Source organism: Actinomycetospora succinea, from assembly GCF_004363095.1.
Lineage (GTDB): Bacteria > Actinomycetota > Actinomycetes > Mycobacteriales > Pseudonocardiaceae > Actinomycetospora > Actinomycetospora succinea.
In genome coordinates this window covers 71,684-92,340 of record NZ_SNYO01000005.1, presented here as the reverse complement: position 1 = coordinate 92,340, position 20,657 = coordinate 71,684, and the positions used below count along the sequence as shown (strand labels likewise).

General features: G+C 76.0%; 17 protein-coding genes. All 17 read left to right on the top strand.

What is annotated here, in order from left to right:
• The first annotated feature begins 154 nt into the window (after window positions 1-154).
• The 17 genes from EV188_RS18970 to EV188_RS18890 all read left to right on the top strand — a co-directional run bounded on the left by EV188_RS18970 (window position 155) and on the right by EV188_RS18890 (window position 20,609).
• A complete protein-coding gene (locus EV188_RS18970; RefSeq protein WP_424922935.1) occupies window positions 155-1,639 on the top strand; it encodes a UDP-N-acetylmuramoyl-L-alanyl-D-glutamate--2,6-diaminopimelate ligase in 1,485 nt (494 codons plus the stop codon).
• On the top strand, window positions 1,636-3,108 hold the full coding sequence (locus EV188_RS18965; RefSeq protein ID WP_133827872.1) for a UDP-N-acetylmuramoyl-tripeptide--D-alanyl-D-alanine ligase: 1,473 nt from the start codon (window positions 1,636-1,638) through the stop codon (window positions 3,106-3,108). Before EV188_RS18970 ends, EV188_RS18965 begins: the two co-directional genes overlap by 4 nt.
• Window positions 3,105-4,172, top strand: coding sequence for a phospho-N-acetylmuramoyl-pentapeptide-transferase (mraY, locus tag EV188_RS18960; protein WP_133827871.1), 1,068 nt, complete (start codon window positions 3,105-3,107; stop codon window positions 4,170-4,172). The genes EV188_RS18965 and mraY overlap by 4 nt, the downstream gene beginning before the upstream one ends.
• Window positions 4,165-5,625, top strand: coding sequence for a UDP-N-acetylmuramoyl-L-alanine--D-glutamate ligase (gene murD / locus EV188_RS18955; protein ID WP_133827870.1), 1,461 nt, complete (start codon window positions 4,165-4,167; stop codon window positions 5,623-5,625). The genes mraY and murD overlap by 8 nt, the downstream gene beginning before the upstream one ends.
• The gene (gene ftsW / locus EV188_RS18950) at window positions 5,622-6,941 is read left to right on the top strand and encodes a putative lipid II flippase FtsW (protein ID WP_208114279.1); all 1,320 of its coding nucleotides are present in this window, start codon (window positions 5,622-5,624) and stop codon (window positions 6,939-6,941) included. Before murD ends, ftsW begins: the two co-directional genes overlap by 4 nt.
• A 32-nt stretch (window positions 6,942-6,973) precedes the next feature.
• Window positions 6,974-8,077, top strand: coding sequence for an undecaprenyldiphospho-muramoylpentapeptide beta-N-acetylglucosaminyltransferase (gene murG, locus EV188_RS18945; RefSeq protein ID WP_133827869.1), 1,104 nt, complete (start codon window positions 6,974-6,976; stop codon window positions 8,075-8,077).
• A 2-nt stretch (window positions 8,078-8,079) separates the two neighbouring features.
• Window positions 8,080-9,570: a UDP-N-acetylmuramate--L-alanine ligase gene (gene murC, locus EV188_RS18940; protein WP_208114278.1), complete on the top strand. Its 1,491-nt coding sequence runs from the start codon at window positions 8,080-8,082 to the stop codon at window positions 9,568-9,570.
• A gap of 10 nt (window positions 9,571-9,580) precedes the next feature.
• Window positions 9,581-10,471 (top strand): cell division protein FtsQ/DivIB, encoded by an 891-nt coding sequence (locus EV188_RS18935; RefSeq protein WP_166659970.1) that lies wholly within the window; start codon window positions 9,581-9,583, stop codon window positions 10,469-10,471.
• 281 nt (window positions 10,472-10,752) lie between these two features.
• On the top strand, window positions 10,753-12,117 hold the full coding sequence (ftsZ, locus tag EV188_RS18930; RefSeq protein ID WP_133827867.1) for a cell division protein FtsZ: 1,365 nt from the start codon (window positions 10,753-10,755) through the stop codon (window positions 12,115-12,117).
• A gap of 85 nt (window positions 12,118-12,202) precedes the next feature.
• A complete protein-coding gene (gene pgeF / locus EV188_RS18925; RefSeq protein ID WP_243741855.1) occupies window positions 12,203-12,895 on the top strand; it encodes a peptidoglycan editing factor PgeF in 693 nt (230 codons plus the stop codon).
• Complete coding sequence (locus EV188_RS18920) at window positions 12,892-13,614, top strand: YggS family pyridoxal phosphate-dependent enzyme (protein WP_208114277.1); 723 nt, start codon at window positions 12,892-12,894, stop codon at window positions 13,612-13,614. Before pgeF ends, EV188_RS18920 begins: the two co-directional genes overlap by 4 nt.
• 338 nt (window positions 13,615-13,952) lie before the next feature.
• On the top strand, window positions 13,953-14,582 hold the full coding sequence (locus EV188_RS33235) for a cell division protein SepF (protein ID WP_424922940.1): 630 nt from the start codon (window positions 13,953-13,955) through the stop codon (window positions 14,580-14,582).
• A gap of 515 nt (window positions 14,583-15,097) precedes the next feature.
• Window positions 15,098-16,042: a DivIVA-like cell division protein Wag31 gene (wag31, locus tag EV188_RS18910; RefSeq protein WP_133827865.1), complete on the top strand. Its 945-nt coding sequence runs from the start codon at window positions 15,098-15,100 to the stop codon at window positions 16,040-16,042.
• A gap of 68 nt (window positions 16,043-16,110) precedes the next feature.
• On the top strand, window positions 16,111-17,481 hold the full coding sequence (locus EV188_RS18905) for a hypothetical protein (RefSeq protein WP_133827864.1): 1,371 nt from the start codon (window positions 16,111-16,113) through the stop codon (window positions 17,479-17,481).
• Between the two features lie 109 nt (window positions 17,482-17,590).
• Window positions 17,591-19,141, top strand: coding sequence for a potassium/proton antiporter (locus EV188_RS18900; RefSeq protein ID WP_133827863.1), 1,551 nt, complete (start codon window positions 17,591-17,593; stop codon window positions 19,139-19,141).
• Window positions 19,138-19,683 (top strand): signal peptidase II, encoded by a 546-nt coding sequence (lspA, locus tag EV188_RS18895; protein ID WP_208114276.1) that lies wholly within the window; start codon window positions 19,138-19,140, stop codon window positions 19,681-19,683. The genes EV188_RS18900 and lspA overlap by 4 nt, the downstream gene beginning before the upstream one ends.
• A complete protein-coding gene (locus EV188_RS18890; protein WP_133827862.1) occupies window positions 19,680-20,609 on the top strand; it encodes an RluA family pseudouridine synthase in 930 nt (309 codons plus the stop codon). The genes lspA and EV188_RS18890 overlap by 4 nt, the downstream gene beginning before the upstream one ends.
• Window positions 20,610-20,657 lie beyond the last annotated feature (48 nt).

The following is a 20,657-nucleotide window of genomic DNA, read 5'->3' as shown; positions in this document are numbered from 1 at the left end:
CGCGATCGTGCCCGCCGCACCGCCGAGGACCTTCGACGACGCCGCCGGGCCCGCCCGGGGGCGGGTCGGCGGTGATGCCTCCGGGGGCGACAGCGGGGGCGTCCCCGAGGAGACCGACACGGGCCCGTTGCGGCCCCGTCGGACGGAGCCCGTCGTGATCACTGCCCTGGCCGAGCGCATCCGCTCCGCCCGCCCGGACGACGGGCCGGTGGAGATCGTCGGCGACGCCGGCGCACGCGTCACCGGGGCCACGCTGCGGGCCCACGAGGTCCGGCCCGGCGACCTGTTCGCCGCGCTGCCCGGCGCCCGGGCCCACGGCGCGGACTTCGCGGGCCAGGCGCTGGAGCGCGGCGCGGTGGCGGTGCTGACCGACACGGCAGGCGCCGAGCGCGCCGCGGTCAAGGACGCCGGCGTTCCCGTCCTCGTCCACGCGGACCCGCGCGCCGCGATCGGCCCGGCGTCCGCCTTGGTCTACGGCGACCCCTCGACGCGCGTCGACGTCCTCGGCGTCACCGGCACCAGCGGCAAGACCACCACCGTCTACCTGCTCGAGGCGGCGCTCGCGGCGGCCGGCGCCACCACGGGCCTCATCGGCACCGTGGAGACGCGGCTCGGCGGGCGGCGCCTGCCCAGCGCCTTCACGACGCCCGAGGCCCCCGACCTGCAGGCCCTGCTCGCCCGGATGGCCGACGACGGCGCGACCCACGTCGCCATGGAGGTCTCCAGCCACGCCCTCGCGCTGGGCCGTGTCGCGGGGACACGGTTCGCGGTCGGCGCCTTCACCAACCTCTCGGCCGAGCACCTCGACTTCCACGCCGACATGGAGGACTACTTCGCCGCCAAGGCGCGCCTGTTCGACGGGCGCTCGCAGCGCGAGATCGTCTGCGTCGACGGTCCCTGGGGCCGGCGGCTGGTGACGGACCGCACCGTCACGGTCGGGGCCCCCGACGCCGACTGGCGCGCCGAGGACGTCGTCGCCCTGCCCGACGGAACCCAGCGCTTCACCGTCCACGGCCCCGACGGGCTCGTGCTGCCGGTGGCCGTGCGCCTGCCCGGCGCCTTCAACGTCACCAACGCCCTGCTCGCGCTGGCCTGCGGCGCCGCCACCGGGTACGACCCGGCCGTGCTCGCCCGCGGCCTCGCCGAGGTCCGGGTGCCGGGCCGGATGCAGCGCGTCGAGGCGGGCCAGCCGTTCCTCGCGGTCGTCGACTACGCCCACAAGCCGGCGGCCGTCGAGGCGCTGCTCGAGACGCTGCGTGCCGGGACGGACGGGCGCCTGCTCACCGTCCTGGGCTGCGGCGGCGACCGTGACCGCGCCAAGCGCCCCGTCATGGGCCGCCTCGGCGCCCAGCTCTCCGACCACCTCTGGGTCACCGACGACAACCCTCGCTCCGAGGACCCGGCCGCGATCCGCGCCGAGGTGCTCGCCGGTGCCCGCGACGTCGCGGGCGCCGTCGTCGACGAGATCGGCGACCGGCGCGCCGCCATCGCGGCCGCGGTCGCCGAGGCCCGCCCGGGCGACGTCGTCGTCGTGGCCGGCAAGGGCCACGAGACCGGCCAGCAGGTCGGCGACGAGAAGCTCCCGTTCTCCGACGTCGAGGAGCTGGAGCGCGCGCTCGTCACGGGGGGTCGCCCGTGATCGAGCTGACCCTCGCCGACGTCGCCCGCGCCACCGGGGGACGGCTGCACGCCGCCACGGGGGAGGAGCGGGTCACCGGCTCCGTCGAGTTCGACAGCCGCGCCGTCACGCCCGGCGGCCTGTTCGTCGCCCTGCCCGGCGAGCGCGTCGACGGGCACGACTTCGTGGGCGCCGCCATGACGGCCGGCGCCGCCGGGGTGCTCGCCGCCCGCGAGGTCGACGCGCCGGCGGTGATCGTGCCGCCGGTGGAGACCGTCTCGAGCCCGTACGTCCTCGCCGCCGACGCGGGCGGCGCGGGCGCCGGGGTGCTCGCGGCGCTGGCCCTGCTGGCGCGCCACGTCGTCGACGTCCTCACCGCCGACGGGCTGCTCGTCGTCGGGATCACCGGCTCGTCGGGCAAGACCTCCACCAAGGACCTCACCGCGCACCTCCTGGAAGGGCTCGGCGAGACCGTCGCGCCGCCCGGGTCGTTCAACAACGAGCTCGGCCACCCGTGGACCGCGCTGCGGGCCACGACGAGCACCCGCCACCTCGTCCTCGAGCTCTCCGCGCGCGGGCCCGGCCACGTCGCCGCGCTGTGCCGGGTGGCGCCGCCGCGGATCGGCGTGGTGCTCAACGTCGGGTCGGCGCACCTCGGCGAGTTCGGCTCCCGCGAGGCGATCGCGCAGGCCAAGGGCGAGCTGGTGGAGGCCCTCCCGAGCGACGGTGTCGCCGTCCTCGGCGCCGACGACCCGGTGGTCGCGGTGATGGAGCGCCGCACCGCCGCGCGCGTCGTGCACGCCGGGCGGGCGCCGCAGGCGTCGGTCCGGGCGGTCGACGTGACGCTCGACGACGCCGGGCGCGCCGCGTTCCGCCTGGTCACCCCGGTCGGCGAGGCCCCGGTCCGGCTCGCGCTGCACGGCGCCCACCACGTCGACAACGCCCTCGCCGCCGCCGCGGTCGCCCTCGAGGCGGGCCTGGGCGTCGCGCAGATCGCCGAGCGCCTCGCCGCTGCCGCGCCGCGGTCGCGCTGGCGGATGGAGCTCACCGAGCGCGCCGACGGCGTGCGGGTGCTCAACGACGCGTACAACGCGAACCCCGAGTCGATGCGGGCCGCGCTCGCGACGCTCGGGGCCATGGGCGGGCGCCACACCGCGGTGCTCGGCGCCATGGCCGAGCTCGGCGACGACGGCCCCCTCGCCCACACCGAGATCGGGCGCGAGGTCGCCCGCACCGGGGTGGAGCGCCTGATCGTCGTGGGGGACGCGGCCCGGCCGCTGCACGAGGCGGCGGCGTCGGAGGGCGTCGACTCCCGTCTGGTGCCCGACGCCGCGGCGGCCGCCGAGCTCGTGACCGCCGGCGTGGCCCCCGGCGACGTCGTGCTGATCAAGGCGTCGCGGTCCGCGGGGCTGGAGAAGGTGGCCGAGGTCCTGGTCGACGCGGGACGCGCAGCGAAGCGGAGCCGGACCATCGAGGGAGGAGCCCGATGAGGGGCGTGCTGGTGGCGGCAGGGGTCGCGCTGGCCGTGTCGATCCTCCTGACCCCGTACGTGATCCGCCTGTTCATCAAGCAGGGGTTCGGGCAGGAGATCCGCGAGGAGGGTCCGCAGAGCCACCGCGGCAAGCGGGGCACGCCGACCATGGGCGGTGTCGCGATCCTCGCGGCGGTCTGGGTCGGCTACCTCGCCGCGCACCTCGTCGGCGACGTCGCGATCTCGGCGTCGGCGCTGCTGGTGCTGATGCTGATGACGGCGCTGGGGGTCGTCGGGTTCCTCGACGACTTCATCAAGATCCGGCGGCAGCGCAACCTGGGCCTGAACAAGACGGCGAAGCTCGTCGGCCAGTTCGTCAGCGCCGTGGTGTTCGCGGTGCTGGCACTGCAGTTCCCCGACGAACAGGGCCTGCGACCCGTGTCCACGAACCTCTCGTTCGTGCGCGACATCGCGGTGGTCGGCTTCGGCGCGGTCGGGTTCGTGCTGTTCTGCTACCTGATCGTCACGGCGGCCTCGAACGCGGTGAACCTGACCGACGGGCTCGACGGCCTCGCCGCGGGCACCTCGGCGATGGTGCTGGCGACCTATCTGATCGTGTCGTTCTGGCAGTTCCGCAACGCCTGCGGCGTGCAGATCGAGGCGGGCTGCTACCAGGTCAGAGATCCGCTCGACATCACGCTCGTCGCGGCCGCGGCGATGGGGGCGTGCATCGGGTTCCTGTGGTGGAACGCGGCCCCGGCACGGATCTTCATGGGCGACACCGGGTCGCTCGCGCTCGGCGGGCTCTTCGCCGGCCTGGCCATGGTGACGCGCACCGAGCTGCTGCTCGTGGTGCTCGGCGGCGTGTTCGTGGTCGAGGCGCTGTCGGTGGTCATCCAGGTCGCGGTCTTCCGGACCACGCGACGGCGGCCGTTCCGGATGGCGCCGTTCCACCACCACTTCGAGCTGGCGGGCTGGGCGGAGACCACGGTCATCATCCGGTTCTGGCTGCTCGCGGCGATCTGCTGCGCGCTGGGGCTGGGGCTGTTCTACAGCGAATGGCTGGCGGCGTCGGGTGGTTGAGCAGGCCTGGCCCGAGCGGCACGTCCTCGTCGCCGGGGCGCGGCGCACCGGGCTCTCCGCCGTGGACGTGCTGCTGCACCTCGGCGCGCGCGTGACCGTCGCCGACGGCGACCCGGCCCAGCTCGACACGCTGGGCGACCGGCCGGTGGCCAGGACCCGCGAGCTGAGCGCCCTGCCGGAGGGCTGCGACCTCGTCGTCACCAGCCCCGGCTTCCGCACCGACTCCCCGCTGGCGCTGGCCGCGCGGGCCGCCGACGTGCCGATGGTCGGCGAGCCCGAGCTGGCCTGGTGGCTGGGGGAGGACCCGGCGGTGTGCCCGGACGGCCCGCCGCGCTGGCTCGCCGTCACCGGCACGAACGGCAAGACCACGACGACGACGATGCTCGAGGCGATCCTGCGCGCGGCGGGGGAGGACACCGTCGCCTGCGGCAACATCGGGCTGCCGATCGTCGACGCGCTGCGCGCCGGGCACCGGGTGCTCGCCGTGGAGCTCTCCAGCTTCCAGCTCGAGTGGTCGCCGTCGGTGCGCCCGTTCGCGGGCGCGGTGCTCAACCTCGCCGAGGACCACCTCGACTGGCACGGCTCGATGGCCGCCTACGGCGCGGCGAAGGCCCGGGTGCTGCGCGGGGAGGTCGCCGTCGGGGGCCTCGACGACCGTGAGGCGGCGGCGCTGCTGCTCGCGTCGCCCGCCCCGCGCCACGTCGGGTTCACCCGCGGCGAGCCGGCGCCCGGCGAGCTGGGGATCGTCGACGGTCACCTGGTGGACCGGGCGTTCGGGGACCGGGTCACGCTGGCGGAGATCACCGACGTCGCCCCGCCCGGACCGCCCGGCGAGGCGAACGCGCTGGCCGCGGCGGCGCTCGCCCGCGCCCACGGCGTGTCCCCGGAGGCGGTGGCCGCCGGGCTGCGCGCGGTCGCGCCGGGCCCGCACCGCGGGGCCGTCGTGGCCGAGGCCGGCGGGATCCGCTGGGTCGACGACTCGAAGGCCACCAACCCCCACGCGGCCGCGGCCTCGCTCGCCGCGCACCCCGGCGTCGTCTGGGTGGCGGGCGGGCTGCTCAAGGGCGCGGACGTCACCGACGTCGTCGTGGCCCACCGCGGGCGCCTCGCCGGGGCCGTCGTCCTGGGCCGCGACCGGGCGGTCGTGGCCGCCGCGCTGGCGCGACACGCCCCCGAGGTCCCCGTCCTGGACGTGGGCGGGGGTGACGATGGCGCGGTGAGCGAACCCGAGCACGGCACCGACGGCATGCTGCGCGCCGCGCGGGCCGCCGCCACCCTGGCGCGGCCCGGCGACACGGTGCTGCTCGCCCCCGCCGCGGCGTCGATGGACATGTTCCGCGACTACGCAGCGCGCGGTGACGCGTTCGCCGCGGCGGCGCGCACGGTCGCGGGCGGCGTCGGCCCCCACGGGGCGGCGACCACCCCCGACGTCGAGACCCTCCCGCAGACGTGAGCGCGCCGGCCCGCGGTCCGGGCCGGCAGGGTCGCGCGGGGCGGGGTCCGTCCCGTCCCGGCGTCCTCGCCGCCGCCCGCACGACGCTGCACCAGTGGCTCGAGCGCCCGCTGACCTCGCTGCACCTCGTGCTCGCGGTGTTCGGGCTGCTCACCGCGCTCGGCCTGGTCATGGTGCTCTCGGCGTCGGCGGTGTCGTCGTACGCGGCGGGCGGCTCGTCGTACGGGGTGTTCTTCCGCCAGGCCGTGTTCGCGCTGATCGGCCTCGCGCTGTTCTGGCTCGGCCTGCGCGTGCCGCCGCGCAAGCTGCGCGCCGCGAGCCCCTGGCTCCTCGCCGGCTGCCTGGTGCTGCTCGTGCTCGTGCTCGTCCCGGGGCTGGGCGCGGTCGTCAACGGGTCGCGCAGCTGGTTCCGCGTCGCCGGGCTCTCGCTGCAGCCCTCGGAGCTGACGAAGATCGCGCTGGCGCTGTGGGGCGCGCACGTCCTCGTGCGCCACCGCCCGCACCCGCGGACCTGGCGGGCCGCGCTGATGCCGCTGCTCCCGGTGTCGCTGGCGGTGCTCGGCCTCGTGCTCGCGCAGCCCGACCTCGGCACGACGATCTCGCTGATGATCATCGTGTTCGCGCTGCTCTGGTTCGCGTGCGCGCCGCTCGGTCTGATGGCGTTCATCGTGTCCAGCGGCGTCGTCGCCTCGGTGGTGCTCGGGATCGTCGCCACCTACCGGCAGAGCCGCATCACCGCGTTCCTCAACCCGGAGGCGGCCGACCCGCTCGGCCCCGCCTACCAGGCCCGACAGGCGCTGTACTCGCTCGCCGACGGCGGCCTGTTCGGCGCCGGGCTGGGCCAGGGCCGCGCGAAGTGGGACTACCTGCCCAACGCCGACAACGACTTCATCTTCGCGATCATCGGCGAGGAGCTCGGGTTCGTCGGGGCGGCGGCCGTCATCGCCCTGTTCGCGACGCTCGCCTACGTGGGCCTGCGGATCGCGGTGCGCAGCGCGGACCCGTGGATCCGCGTCGTCGCCTCGACGCTCACGGTCTGGCTGGTCGCGCAGGCCTGCATCAACATCGGCTACGTCGTCGGGCTGCTCCCGGTCACCGGCATCCCGCTGCCGCTGGTGTCCTCGGGCGGCACGTCGCTCGCGCTCGCCCTGCTCTCCGGCGGCCTGCTCGCGAACTTCGCGCGCCACGAGCCGGAGGCGGCGCGGGTGCTGCGCGCCCACGGCCAGGGCCGGCTCGCCCGGGCCCTGCGCCTGCCCGAGCCCGAGGTCGCCTCGCGCCCGACGCCGCGCACCGGGCCGCGGGGAGGGGGCCGGTGACGGGCGCCGCGGGCGATCCGGACCATGGGGGGATGGACAACCTCTCGGTGGTCGTGGCCGGCGGCGGCAGCGCGGGGCACGTCGAGCCCGCCCTCGCCACCGCCGACGCGGTGCGCAGGCTGCGCCCGGACGCGCGGGTCACGGCCCTCGGCACCGAGAAGGGCCTCGACACCCGCCTGATCCCGGCGCGCGGCTACCCGCTCGAGCTGATCCCGCCGGTGCCGCTGCCCCGCAAGCCCAACGCCGACCTCGCCCGGCTGCCCTACCGGGTCGTGCGCTCGGTGCGCCGGACCCGGGAGGTGCTGCGCGAGGTCGGCGCCGACGTCGTCGTCGGCTTCGGCGGCTACGTCGCGCTGCCCGCCTACCTCGCCGCCGCCTCGATGCGCCTCCCGATCGTCGTGCACGAGGCCAACGCCCGCGCCGGCATCGCCAACAAGGTCGGCGCCCGGTTCGCGCGCGAGGTCCTCGCCGCCGTGCCCGGCAGCGGGCTCGCCGGCGCGCGCGTCATCGGCATCCCGCTGCGCCGCGCCATCACCGACCTCGACCGCGCCGGCCTGCGCGCGCAGGCCCGCGAGCACTTCGGGCTCGACCCGCAGGCGCCCGTCCTGCTGGTGTTCGGCGGCTCGCAGGGCGCGCGCTCGCTGAACGAGGCCGTGTCGGCGGCCGTGCCCGCGCTGACCGCCGCCGGGGTGTGGGTGCTGCACGCGCACGGGCCGAAGAACGAGCCCACGGTCGAGGCGCCCGGCTACGTCCCGGTGCCCTACCTCGAGCGGATGGACCTCGCCTACGCCGCCGCGGACGTCGCCCTGTGCCGGTCGGGCGCGATGACCGTCGCCGAGGTCTCGACGGTCGGGCTGCCCGCGGTCTACGTCCCGCTCCCGCACGGCAACGGCGAGCAGGAGCTCAACGCGAAGCCGGTGGTCGACGCCGGTGGCGGCGTCATCGTGCCGGACGCCGAGCTCACCGGGGAGAAGGTCGCCGAGCTCGTCACCGGGCTCGTCGAGGACCCCGCGCGCCTCGCCGCGACCGCGGAGGCGGCCCGGCGTTCGGGCCACGCGGGGGCGGACGAGACACTGGCGCGGACGGTGCTCGACGTGGCGGGTCACGTGGGCGCGAGCGCGACGGGGAGGACGTAGGCATGAGCCCCACCGAGGTCGAGCGGCAGGTCGGGACCGACTCCGGGGTGCCCCCGTTGCCGAACCTGCTCTCGCGCGTGCACTTCATCGGCGCGGGCGGGGCGGCGATGAGCGGCATCGCGCGGATCCTCCTGGCGCGCGGCGCGATGGTGTCCGGCTCGGACGCCAAGGACTCCCGCGCCGTGCTCGCCCTGCGCACGCTCGGCGCCGAGGTCACCGTCGGCCACGACGCCCACAACCTGGACCTGCTGCCGGGCGGCCCGACGTGCCTCGTCACCACGAAGGCCGTGCACCAGGCCGACCCGGACAACCCCGAGCTGCTCGAGGCCGCCGCGCGCGGCATCCCGGTGCTGCACCGCTCGGCGGTGCTCGCCGAGCTCATGGCCGACCACCGCGCCGCCTGCGTCTCGGGCAGCGCCGGCAAGACCTCGACGACCTCGATGCTCGTGGTCGCGCTGCAGGCCTGCGGCGAGGACCCGTCGTTCATGATCGGCGGCGACCTGCTCGCCTCGGGCTCGAGCGCCCACCACGGCCTGGGCGACGTCTTCGTCGCGGAGGCCGACGAGAGCGACGGCTCGTTCCTCGCGTACTCCCCGGCCGTCGCGATCGTGACCAACGTGGAGCCCGACCACCTCGACCACCACGGCACCGCCGAGGCGTACATGGCCGTGTTCGACGCGTTCGCGGCGCGCATCGAGCCCGGCGGCGCGCTCGTGGTCTGCGCCGACGACGGCGGCTCGGCGACCCTCGGCGACCGCGCCGCCGAGGCCGGGGTGCGCGTGCGCCGCTACGGTCGCGCGGCGACGGGCCCCGACGACGTGCAGGTCCTCGACTACCGCGCCGAGGGCTCCGCCGGGATCCTGCGGATCCGTCTCGCCGGCCAGGAGCACGAGCTGCGCCTCGGCGTGCCGGGGGAGCACCAGGCGCTCAACGCCTGCGCCGCCCTGCTCGCGGGCCTCGACCTCGGCGCGCCGATCGACGGCCTGCTCGGCGGGCTCGCCGGGTTCGACGGGGTGCGCCGCCGCTTCGAGTACCGGGGCACCGCGTCCGGGGTGCGGGTGTACGACGACTACGCCCACGCGCCCACCAAGGTCGCCGCCCAGCTGCGCGCCGCCCGCCCGGTGCTCGGGGAGAGCGGGCGCCTCATCGTCGCGTTCCAGCCGCACCTGTACTCGCGCACGCGGGACTTCGCCGCCGAGTTCGGCGCCGCGCTCTCGCTGGCCGACGAGGTCGTGGTGCTCGACGTCTACGGCGCCCGCGAGCAGCCCGAGCCCGGCGTCAACGGCGAGCTGATCGCCCGCCAGCTCACGCTGCCCCGCGAGCACGTGCACTACGAGCCCTCGTGGGGCCAGGTCCCGGCGCTGCTCGCCGACCTCGCCCGGCCCGGCGACCTCGTCGTGACGATGGGTGCGGGCGACATCACCGTCCTCGGGCCCGAGGTGCTCTCGGAGATCGAGCGGCGGGCCGCCCACGCAGAGGCCGCTCCCGAGTGAGCGGCCCCGCGTGACCGGCCCAGCCCGACCCACCGGACGACCCGGCCGCACCGGCCGGGCGGGCCGGTCGGGGCGGGCGGGCCGCACGGAACGGGGCGCGCGCCCGGAGAAGGCGGAGCGCACCGACCGGCGCTCCGGCGGTGCCGGCGCCCGCCCCGAGGGGGCCGCGGCCGGCTCACCGGGACGCGCGCGCCGACCCCGTCCCGCGGTCACCGGGCAGGCCCGGCGCCGCCGGGGGGTGTGGATCGGCCTCGCGGTCGGGCTCCTGGTCGTCGCCGCGCTCGTGTACCTCACCGTCTGGTCGCCGCTGCTCGACGTCCGCGAGGTGCAGGTCGTCGGGGCCGCGCCCGACCAGGTCGAGGCGGTGCGCGGCGCGGCGGCGGTCGAGCCCGGCACGTCGCTGCTGTGGCTCGACGCCGACGGCGTGGCCGAGAGCGTGCGCGGCCTGCCCCGCGTCGCGACGGTCGACGTGTCGCGCGACTGGCCCGGCACCCTCGTCGTCACCGTGGCCGAGCGCGAGCCGGTGCTCGCCGCGCCCGCTCCCGGCGGCGGGGTGGTGCTGGTCGACGCCACGGGCTTCGGCTACCGCACGATGCCCGACCGGCCGGCGGGCGTCCCGGCGCTGACCCTGCCGCCCGGGATGCTCCCGTCGCCCGACGAGCCCGGCACCCGCGCGGCCGCGGACGTCGTCGTCGCGCTCCCGGCGTCGCTGCGCGCGGACCTCGTCGAGGTGCGGGCGAACGGTCCCTACGACGTCGCGTTCGTCCTCACCGGCGACCGCGAGGTCCGCTGGGGCGCCGACGCGGACAACGAGCGCAAGGCCGCGGTCCTCGCCGCCCTGCTCACCCGCCCCGGCTCGGTGTACGACGTCTCGACCCCGGACCTCGCCGTCGTCCGCTGACCCCGCCCTTCGCTCGGAATCCCTGGGCGCTACTCGCGACAGCACGCGAACCATCGAGGGGTGGTCGAGAGTTCGCGAACGCGTGACGACCACCCGGCGAACGGGTGCCATGAGGTGGGGACACGCCCGGCGCGCCTCGTGGAAATGCGCTGCTCCGCCTGCCTACCGTGCGCATGTCGCCAGGGACCCTCACCTTAAACTTCGACTCGAGGTCGAGGGTTGGCGACACGCCGGACCCGACGACGAGGACCGTCGCCAGACCCAGCTCGAAAGGCGAACACATGACGCCCCCGCACAACTACCTGGCCGTGATCAAGGTGGTCGGCATCGGTGGCGGCGGCGTCAACGCCGTCAACCGCATGATCGAGGTCGGCCTCAAGGGCGTCGAGTTCATCGCGGTGAACACCGACGCGCAGGCGCTGCTGATGTCCGACGCCGACGTCAAGCTCGACGTCGGCCGTGAGCTCACCCGCGGGCTCGGCGCGGGCGCGGCGCCCGACGTGGGTCGCCGCGCCGCCGAGGACCACCGCGAGGAGATCGAGGAGGTCCTCAAGGGGGCCGACATGGTCTTCGTGACCGCGGGCGAGGGCGGCGGCACCGGCACCGGCGGCGCGCCGGTCGTTGCGAGCATCGCCCGCAAGCTCGGCGCGCTGACCATCGGCGTCGTCACCCGGCCCTTCAACTTCGAGGGCAAGCGCCGCGCGACCCAGGCCGAGAACGGCATCACCGAGCTGCGCAACGAGTGCGACACGCTCATCGTGATCCCCAACGACCGCCTCCTGCAGCTCGGCGACGTGGGCCTCTCGCTCATGGACGCCTTCCGCAGCGCGGACGAGGTGCTCCTCTCCGGTGTCCAGGGCATCACCGACCTCATCACCACGCCGGGTCTGATCAACCTCGACTTCGCCGACGTCAAGAGCGTCATGTCCGGGGCGGGCAGCGCGTTGATGGGCATCGGGGCCGCGCGGGGCGAGAGCCGCTCCGTGGAGGCCGCGGGCAAGGCGATCAACTCGCCCCTGCTCGAGGCGAGCATGGACGGCGCGTACGGGGTGCTGCTCTCCATCGCCGGCGGGTCGGACCTCGGACTCTTCGAGATCAACGAGGCCGCCTCGCTGGTCCAGGAGGCCGCGCACCCCGAGGCGAACATCATCTTCGGGACGGTCATCGACGACTCGCTCGGCGACGAGGTCCGGGTCACCGTGATCGCCGCCGGTTTCGACTCCGGCTCGCCGACCCACAAGAAGCTCGAGCCGCAGGCGCTCGCGTCGGCGACCCCGAACGGCTCCTCGACCGCCACGGCCTCCGCGCAGGCCGGGCAGGTCCAGCGGCCCCCGGTCACCGCGGGCAACCCGTCCCCGTCCTCGGCCCCCACGGTGCCGGCGGCGCCGGCCGTCGACCGCAGCACGCTCGACAGGCCGGCCGGCGGCACCACGAACGGCGCGAGCACCAACGGCGCCGGCTCGGGCGCGCCCGCCCCGAGCGACCCCGCGGGCGCCGCGGCGGCGTCGAAGCCCCCGGAGACCTCGACGGCCGCGGCCGCGTCCGAGACGTCCGCGGCGTCGGCGACCGCCCCGACCACCGAGACGCCGGCCGTCCGCAGCGCGGACGAGGACGACGTGGACGTCCCGTCGTTCATGAGACGCTGAGGTCGTGGCTGCCGGCTCCCGATCCGCGACCGCACACGGCGCCGACGGCGGCGGTCCCGCCCCGTCGGTCCGTGTCCGGCGTGTCCTGACCACCCGCGCCGGGGGCCGCTCCGCGCCGCCGTACGACCGGTTCAACCTCGGCGACCACGTCGGCGACGACCCGTACGCCGTCGCCGCCAACCGCCGCCGCCTCGGCGAGGGCATCGGGCTGGGCCCGGAGCGCGTGGCGTGGATGAACCAGGTCCACGGCACGGACGTCGCCGTGGTCACGGACGCGGGCGGCGAGACGCCGACCGCGGACGCGCTCGTCACCGACCGCCCGCGCCTGGCGCTGGCCGTCGTCGTCGCCGACTGCGTGCCGGTGCTCCTCGCCGACCCGGGTGCCGGCGTGGTCGCGGCCGCGCACGCCGGGCGCCGGGGGGCCGCCGACGGGATCCTCGAGCGCACCCTCGAGGCCATGACGGAGCTGGGCGCCGAGACCGGACGGGTCGAGGTGCTGCTCGGCCCGGCGATCTGCGGCGAGGACTACGAGGTGCCCGCCGCGATGCGCGACGAGGTCGACGCGGTGCTCCCGGGCAGCGCGTCGCAGACGCGGATCGGGACGCCGTCGCTCGACCTGCGCGCCGGCCTGCGCCGCCGTCTCGCCGACCTCGGCGTCACCCGCGTCGACACCGACGGCCGCTGCACCTTCGAGGACGACCAGCTCTTCAGCCACCGGCGCGCCCAGCCCACGGGACGGCTCGCCGCGGTGACGTGGTGGGAGTACGCCCGGCCGTGACGGACCAGGAGGAGCGCCGCGGCGAGCTCGCCGACGCCCTCGCCGCCGTGCGCGGGCGCGTGGCCGACGCCGCCCGGGCCGCCGACCGCGACCCCGGCGAGGTCGGCCTGCTCGCGGTGACCAAGACCTGGCCCGCGTCGGACGTCGCGCTGCTCACCGACCTCGGGCTCGCGGCGTTCGGGGAGAACAAGGAGCAGGAAGGGGCGGTCAAGGCCGCCGAGCTCGCCGACCTGCGCCCCGACGCCGCACCGCGCTGGCACGTCGTGGGCCGGCTGCAGCGCAACAAGGCGCGCAGCCTCGTGCGGTGGGCCCACGTCGTGGAGTCGGTCGACTCGCCCCGGCTCGTCGACGCCCTCGAGTCCGCCGCGGGCAAGGCCCTCGACGCCGGCGAGCGCGTCGAGCCGCTCGAGGTCCTCGTCCAGATCAGCGTCGACGCCGACCCCGGCCGCGGCGGCGCGCCCGTCGACGACGTCGAGGAGCTGGCCGACCGGGTGGCCGCGTGCGAGCACCTGCACCTCGGCGGCGTCATGGCCGTCGCCCCGCAGGACGTCGCGCCGGAGGAGGCCTTCGCCACGGTGTGGGAGCTGGCGCAGCGGGTACGCGCGGCGCACCCGCGCGCCGTCACGCTGTCGGCGGGGATGTCGGGGGATCTCGAGACCGCGGTCGCGTACGGGTCAACGTGCGTGCGTGTCGGAACGGCGCTGCTCGGCCGTCGGTAGCTAGCGTTCCGTGTGAGTGAACGACACGGATGTGACTCACCGCGTGTGGCGCGCGGGGTCCCCGTCGGACAGGGGAGACGGCCATGACCACTCTGCACCGCGTGAAGGCGTACTTCGGCATGGTCCCGGCCGACGAGCTGGACGACTACGACGGCTACGACGACGAGCGCTACGACCGCGACCGGCTGCCGGCCGAGCGGCACTCGGGGGACCGGCACCGCTACGGCGCCGACCGGTACGACGAGCGCTTCGAGGACCGGTACGAGGGTCGCGAGGCCCGCGACGGCTACGACGGCGGCTACTACGGCCGCGGCCGGGCCGCCGAGGACGTCCGGGACGTGCGCGACGCCCGCGAGGCGCGCGAGTCCCGGTACGACCGCTACGACCGCTACGAGGACTCCCGGGAGCGCCGCACGCCGCGCCCGCGCGACCCGGAGGTCACCGAGATCCGGCGCGACGAGGACGCGACCGACGCGCTGTCGCGCGCCGGCCGCGGGCGCAGCTGGGCCGCCGCCGGCGGTCCCGGGCACACCTCGGTGCGCCCGACCACGCCGCGCACCCCGCCGTCGCTGTCGTCGGCGTCCTCCTCGTCCTCGGGGGGCTCCTCCTCGACGAGCGCGGCGGCGGCCCCGTCCGCCCCGGCCACGGCCGCGAAGAGCACCCCGGCGGACGCGGATCCGCCGAGCTCGCCCGCCGAGATCACCTCGCTGCAGCCGAAGAGCTACAACGAGGCGCGCGTGATCGGCGAGCGCTACCGCGACGGCATCCCGGTGATCATGAACCTGACGGAGATGGACGACGTCGCGGCCAAGCGTCTCGTCGACTTCGCCGCCGGCCTGGCCTTCGCGCTGCGCGGGTCGATCGAGAAGGTCACCAACCGCGTGTTCCTGCTCTCACCGCCGAACGTCGAGGTCTCGGCGACCGAGCGCCGGAAGCTCGCGGAGACCAACTACGCCTCCACGTCCTGACCCTCGGCGCCGACCCGGGCGACTTCGTTTCCGGAGCAGCCGCTACGTTGCACGTCTCATCGTCGGAACCGGCTCACATCCGCGGGCCGGGGAGCGATGGAGATCACGAGGCGTCGCAGGGGCGCCGGTGCTCCGCACGGATGCCGCGCCACGCGGCCGAACGGGCGACGATCGACATGGCGCGCCGGATGGCCTCTCCTGTGCGCCGAGCGTGCCGTTCCGGCTACCCGGAGCCCGGCGGGCCCAGGATTCGCTCCTGTCACCGCACGTAGAGGGTCACGAAGCGTCACGACCCGACCGGCGGATCGCCGCGGGCTCCGGAAATCGGTAGGTCTGTGGGTTTCCGCGACCCCGCTCGTGGCGCTGCGTCACCATTTGGGCGGCGAGGGCAGCGCGTCACTGGACCCGTCCATTATGGTTCTGTCGCTCGCAGAGGTCATACTCTGCGGGTGGCGGAGCTCGAAGAGCCCGATGTACCTGGGGTTCCGCAGCCGAGGAGTGCTTGAGGAGATCCGATGCCGCTGACCCCCGCCGACGTTCACAACGTCGCGTTCAGCAAGCCACCGATCGGGAAACGGGGCTACAACGAGGACGAGGTCGACGCGTTCCTCGACCTCGTCGAGGCCGAGCTGGGTCGGTTGCTGGAAGAGAACAACGACCTCCGCGAGCAGGTCGAGCAGCTCGAGCAGCAGCTCTCGTCGGCGCACGCCGACCTCGACGACGCGCGCAGCAAGGCCGGCGCGGCGCAGGGCGCGGGTGCCAACTCGGGCCCGCAGACGCAGGTCTCGGCCCCGCCGCCGAGCCGGCCCGTCGAGGACGCGCCGCGCACCGTGCAGCAGCCGATGCCGCCGCAGCAGCCGCAGCAGCCCCCGATGCCCCCCCAGACGCAGCAGGCCGTCGTGCCGCCGCCGTTCGGGATGTCGGAGCAGGGCGGGGGCGCCGCGGGCGGTGGCGACCATCACGTCCAGGCCGCCAAGGTCCTCGGGCTCGCCCAGGAGATGGCCGACCGGCTCACCGCCGAGGCCAAGTCCGAGGCGGACGGGATGCTCGCCGACGCGCGCACCAAGTCCGAGCAGCTCCTCTCCGAGGCGCGCACCAAGTCCGACAGCATGGTCAACGAGGCGCGCACCCGCGCCGAGACGATGCTGAACGACGCGCGCACCCGCGCCGAGACCCTCGAGCGGCAGGCCCGTGACAAGGCCTCGACCCTCGAGCGCGACGCGCAGCGCAAGCACAACGAGACGATCAGCCTCATCGAGCAGCAGAAGGGCGGGCTCGAGAAGAAGATCGACGAGCTGCGCACCTTCGAGCGCGAGTACCGGACACGGCTCAAGACCTACCTCGAGTCGCAGCTCCGCGACCTCGACGGCCGGGGCTCGGCCGCGCCGGACAACGGCCGCAACGGCACCGGCGGGTACGCCACCAGCGGCTACGGCTCGCGCGCCGAAGCCGGCAGCTGACGGACGCCGCGCAGCCCGCCCCCGCCATGTGCGGGGCGGGCTCGTGGCCCTGATCGGGGGTCCGACCGTTGCTGCTCCTCGTCCTGCTCTGCGTGCTGATCGCCTTCGGGCTCCTGGCCGTCGCCGTGGTCACGTCGGTGGCCACGTGGGCCTGGGGCTCGGTGGTGGCCAGCCTGCTGGCCGCCGGGCTGCTCGTCGCCGACGTCGTCCGTCGACGCCGGCGTGAGCGCGACGCCCGCAGCCAGGCCGCCGCACCGGCGGCGTCCGGGTCCTCCGGGCCGATCGCGTCGAGTTCGTCTTCCGGGATCGCCCCGGGCCTGCACTCCTCGGGCCCGGGACAGGGCTCCCCGGAGGCGACGTCGACGCCGGCTCCCGCGGGATCGGCGCCACCCGCGGGCGGACCGGGTCAGGCACCCGGTCAGACGCCCGGCCAGCAGGGCCCCCAGCACCCCGGGCCGCAGGGTCCGGGCCAGCAGGGCACGCCGGTCGGGGCGCCCCAGAGCGCTCCGGCGGACGCCTCGCGCGACGGCGCCGGCGTCGACGGACAGCACGGCCCCGACGGCGACGGCTCGCCGTCCCAGGGGCCGGCCGGCGACCGCAACGGTGGTCGTCCGGGCGCAGCGGCCGTGGCGGGCGGTGCCGCCGCGCTCGGCGCCGCCGGTCTGGCGGCCGGTGCCGCGTCCCGGTCGTCCGCACCCCAGGGGCCGCCCCCGGCTCCGCCCCAGGGACCGGGCGCCCCGCAGAGCGCCCGGTGGGCCACCGCCACGGCCCGTCCGGGCAACGAACCCTCCCGCGTGTCCGGGGCCCCGCAGGGCTCGCGCATCCTCGGGATGCTGCCGATGCCGGGGACGCCCGCGGAGGCCCGCCTCGGCGGGACGCCGGCCGGGGCCCCGCCCGTCACCAGGACACCGGGCGGCGAGGCCGGCGACGACGCGGCGACCACCCGCATCGACATGAGCGAGATCTCCCGGAGGCGCCAGGGGCCCGCCGACGGCGCGGTGGCCAACGGCGCGCCGGCCAACGGCGGCCCCGGCCGGCCGCCGCAGGGCGCGCCCGGGCAGCCCCCGCCGGGTGCGCCGCCGTTCGGCCAGGTCCCGCCGGGCCAGGCTCCCGGCGGTCGTCCTCCGGGTGGCCCAGGTGGACCGGGCGGCCCGGGTGGACCGCCCCCCGGCGCCCCGCCGCCCCCGCCGCCGGCCGCGCAGCCGGAGGAGGAGGTCGTCGACGACGCCACCCGCCAGGCGGTCACCGGCCTCGACGACGAGGTCCTCGTCATCGACGAGGAGCCGCTGTTCCACCTCGGGCGGTGCAGCTACCTGTACGGCCGCGAGGTGATCCCGCTGCCGGTCGGCGAGGCCGTCGACCTCGGGTTCACGGGCTGCTCCTGGTGCACGCCGGTCGCGGCGCTCACCGGCGCGCAGAGCGCCGACAGCCGCCGCTGACGCCCGGACCGCCGGCGGTGAACCGCCTCACCGACCGGAGATCCCGGGCCATTCCGGGCGTTCCTGCTCGCTAGGGTCGTCCCCTCCACCAGGGGAGGGGGGACGACGCATGGACGACTTGCCCTTCCTGCTCGGGATCGGCGCGGCCGTCGTGCTCGTCTCCGTGCTCGCCGTGCGGGTCTCCACACGGGTCGGGCTGCCCTCGCTGCTGATCTACCTCGGGATCGGCGTGCTGCTGGGGGAGTCGGGGCTCGGCATCCGCTTCGACGACGCCGGCCTCACCCAGGCGCTCGGCGTGGCCGCCCTGGTCCTCATCCTCGCCGACGGCGGGCTCTCCACCCGCTGGAACACCGTGCGGCCCGCGCTGGGACTCGGGATCGCGCTCTCGACCGTCGCGGTGGCCGTGAGCATCGGCGTCACCGGTCTCGCGCTCTGGGCGCTGCTCGGCCTCGACCTGCGCGTCGCGTTCCTCTGGGGCGCCGTGCTGTCGTCCACCGACGCCGCCGCCGTGTTCAGCGTCCTGCGCAACCTCGGTCTCAGCGGGCGGCTCGTCGGCTCGCTCGAGCTCGAGTCCGGGCTCAACGACGCCCCGGTGTTCCTCGCCGTCGTGCTCCTGTCGTCGACGACGGCCCTGAGCTGGACGGACCCGCTGCTCGTCGTCTACGAGCTGCTCGTCGGCGGCCTGCTCGGGGCCGCGCTCGGGCGGGTCGGCGCGCTCGGCCTGCGCCGGGCCGCCCTGCCCGCCACGGGCCTCTACCCGCTCGCGACGCTCGCGGTCTGCATCCTCGCCTTCGCCTCCGGCCAGCTGCTGCACGCGTCGGGCCTGCTCGCGACCTACGTCGCCGCCCTGGTGCTCGGCAACTCCACGCTGCCCCACCGCGAGGGCTCCCGGTCGTTCGCCGAGGGGCTCGGCTGGCTCGCCCAGATCGGGCTCTTCGTGCTCCTCGGGCTGTACGTGTCGCCCGAGCGCCTCACCGACTCCGTGGTGCCCGCCCTCATCGCCGGCGCCGTCCTGCTCTTCGCCGCCCGCCCGCTGTCGGTCGCCGCGGCGTCGATCGGGTTCCGGGTGCCCTGGCGCGAGCAGATCTTCCTGTCGTGGGCGGGGCTGCGCGGCGCCGTGCCGATCGTGCTCGCCCTCGTCCCGCTCACCTCCGGGCTGCCCGGTGCGCGGGCGCTCGTCGACGCGGTGTTCGTGCTGGTCGTGGTGCTCGTGCTGGTCCAGGGCACGACGCTGCCGTTCGTCGCGCGCAAGCTCGGGCTCGCGGGTGACTCGCGGGTCGAGGAGATCGAGGTCGACGCCGCGCCCCTGGACACCCTGCGCGCGGACCTCCTGCAGATGACCGTGCCGATCGGTTCGCGGATGCACGGCGTCTACGTCCGCGAGCTGCGCCTGCCCGAGGGCTCCGGCCTGAGCCTCGTGGTCCGCAACGGGACGAGCTTCACGCCGCAGGGGGAGAGCCGCATCCAGGAGGGCGACCAGCTGCTCGTCGTCACCACCGAGACCGCCCGCGACGCCGCCGAGGAGCGCCTGCGCTCCGTCGACCGCTCCGGGCGCCTGGCCCGGTGGCGCGGCGACACCGGTGGCACACCGAACCTGCGCTCGGGTGAGCGTGGCACCCCGCCGAGGGACGGCGGCGGCCCTGGGACGATGGGACGGTGAGCAGCGCACCGACCGACAGTCCGCCCGAGGCGGACCGGCCACCCAAGCGCATCGGGATGCTGGTGGCGATCACGGTGACGATCGTGCTCCTCGACCTCGCCACCAAGATCGTGATGGTGTCCTGGCTGGCCGACGGCGAGCGGGTGCCGCTGATCGGCGACCTCGTGTCGTTCACCCTCGTCCGCAACCCGGGCGCGGCCTTCTCCTTCGCCACCGGCATGACCTGGGTGCTGACCCTCGTCGCGGTCGCCGTGGTCGTCGGGATCGCGCGCTTCGCCCGGCGGCTGCGCTCCAAGGGCTGGGCGCTCGCGCTGGGCCTCGTGCTCGGCGGGGCGCTCGGCAACCTCGTCGACCGCTTCTTCCGGGGGCCGGGCCCGATGCAGGGCCACGTCGTCGACTTCGTGTCGGTCGGCTGGTTCCCGGTGTTCAACGTGGCCGACTCGGCGATCACGGTCGGCGGCGTGCTGCTCGTGCTGCTGGCCCTGCTCGGCCGCGACCTCGACGGCACGCGGGCCCCCTCGAAGGCCGAGGACGCCGCATGAGCCTCCGCACCCTGCCCGTCCCCGACGGGCTCGACGGGATGCGCCTGGACGCCGGGCTCGCCCGGATGCTGGGCCTGTCGCGCACGGTCGTGGCCGAGCTCGCCGCCGACGGCGCGGTCCGCGTCGACGGGTCGACGGCGGGCAAGTCCGACCGGCTCGTCGCCGGCGCCTGGCTCGAGGTCGAGCTGCCCGAGCCCGCCGAGCCGACGCTGGTGGTCACCGCCGAGGCCGTCGAGGGCCTGGTCGTGCTGCACGAGGACGAGGAGATCGTCGTCGTCGACAAGCCGGTCGGCGTCGCCGTCCACCCGAGCCCCGGCTGGTCGGGCCCGACGGTCGTCGCCGGGCTCGCCGCACTCGGCATCCGCATCGCCACCAGCGGCGCCGCCGAGCGCCAGGGCATCGTGCACCGCCTCGACGCCGGCACCACCGGGGTCATGGTGGTCGCGAAGTCGGAGCGCGCGTACTCGGTGCTCAAGGACGCCTTCCGCGAGCGCACGGTGTCGAAGGTCTACCTCGCGACCGTGCAGGGCCACCCCGACCCGAGCGAGGGCACGATCGACGCGCCCATCGACCGTCACCCCAAGCACGACTGGCGCTTCGCGGTGATGCGCGACGGGCGCCCGAGCGTCACCCACTACCGCACGCTCGAGGCGTTCCGGGCCGCGTCGCTGCTCGAGGTGGAGCTCGAGACCGGGCGCACCCACCAGATCCGCGTGCACTTCTCCGCGGTCCGTCACCCCTGCGTCGGCGACATCACCTACGGCGCCGACCCGGTGCTCGCGCGCACGCTCGGGCTCACCCGGCAGTGGCTGCACGCCCACCGCCTGGGCTTCCACCACCCCGCCGACGGGCGCTGGGTGGAGTTCGTCAGCGAGCCGCCGGCCGACCTCGCGCAGGCGCTCGAGACGCTGCGGGCGGCGAGCTGAGCACGCCGGACGAGGACCCGGACGACGAGGGGCCCCGCCTGCGCTGGC